At 63.6% G+C, this 1,205-nt stretch carries 1 protein-coding gene; it reads left to right on the top strand.

Annotated features, from left to right (window positions below):
- The first annotated feature begins 102 nt into the window (after positions 1-102).
- Complete coding sequence (locus ACWFR1_RS40440; RefSeq protein ID WP_453561143.1) at positions 103-1,089, top strand: IS481 family transposase; 987 nt, start codon at positions 103-105, stop codon at positions 1,087-1,089.
- Positions 1,090-1,205: the final 116 nt, after the last annotated feature.

Raw genomic sequence — 1,205 nt, 5'->3', positions numbered from 1 at the left:
TCGGGGTAGTTCTTCCGCTTTGCCACCTTGGATCACTTCCCCTGGATGACGAAACATCCAGCGTCCAGGTGTCGGAATTTCGGGGGTCACTCCAGATCTGCCATGCCCCCTTCGCTGCAACAGCAGCAGGACCGCCAGGCCCAGCATCGCCTGGCGGTCCTACGCCACGCCGAGGAAGTCACCGGGAACGTCGCGCTGACGTGCCGCTATTACGGCATCAGCCGCACCTGCTTCTACAAGTGGCTGCGCCGCTACCAGGACGAGGGCCTCGAGGGCCTGCGTGACCGCTCCAGCAGGCCCCACCACTGCCCGCACGCCACCGATGCTGAAGTCGTCAACAAGATCGTCTATCTGCGGCAGCACTACCACTTCGGCCCGATGAAGATCAAGATGTACCTCAAGCGGTACCACGACATCGACATCGCCTGCTCCGCCGTCTACCGCATCCTCAAGAAGCTGGGCATGAACCGCCTGCCGGCCTCCCAACGCTACAAACGGCACGACAAGCGCTACACCCGCTACGAGAAGCAGCAGCCCGGCAACCGAGTCCAGATCGACGTAAAATTCATCGAACCGATCGGTCTCACGGAGCAGGCCCCAGCCGCGGCGCCGGTCACCGGCACCCCGCCCAAGCGGCGGCGTCGGGCGAAGTACTACCAGTTCACCGCCATCGACGACTGCACAAGGCTGCGGGTCCTGCGGATCTACCCCCGGTGCGACCAGAAGACCGCCGTGCAGTTCCTCGACTACGTCCTGGAGCGTCTACCGTTCCGCGTCGAGGTGATCCAGACCGACAACGGCGCAGAGTTCCAGTCCGTCTTCCACTGGAACGTCCTCGACAAAGGCATCGCCCACACCTACATCAAACCGGCCTCACCGCACCTCAACGGCAAAGTCGAGCGCTCCCACCGCATTGACGCCGAGGAGTTCTACCGCATGCTCGACGGCGTCGTCATCGACGACACCGGCGTCTTCAACGACAAGCTCCGCGAGTGGGAGGACTACTACAACTACCACCGCCCCCACGGCGCCCTCGGCGGCCAAACGCCCTACGAACGCCTCAAGCAGAAGGCCCAGACCCCGCTGTAACCAAGCTCCGGCAGATGCACACCTAGATGTATTGCCCTGTGAGGTTGGGGACGCGGCTGGCGGGTGGTTTGCCTGCGAGCGCGGTGTGTCCGCGGTGGTGATTGTAGGTGTGCAGC

The organism is Streptomyces sp. NPDC055103 (genome assembly GCF_053607625.1).
Note: the sequence above shows the minus strand (reverse complement) of the source record. Positions and strands in the feature narration are given on the sequence as shown.

What these genes read in the sequence shown, in the direction of transcription:
- ACWFR1_RS40440 (WP_453561143.1), top strand. Translation starts at nt 103, where the DNA reads ATGCCCCCTTCGCTGCAACAGCAGCAGGACCGCCAGGCCCAGCATCGC.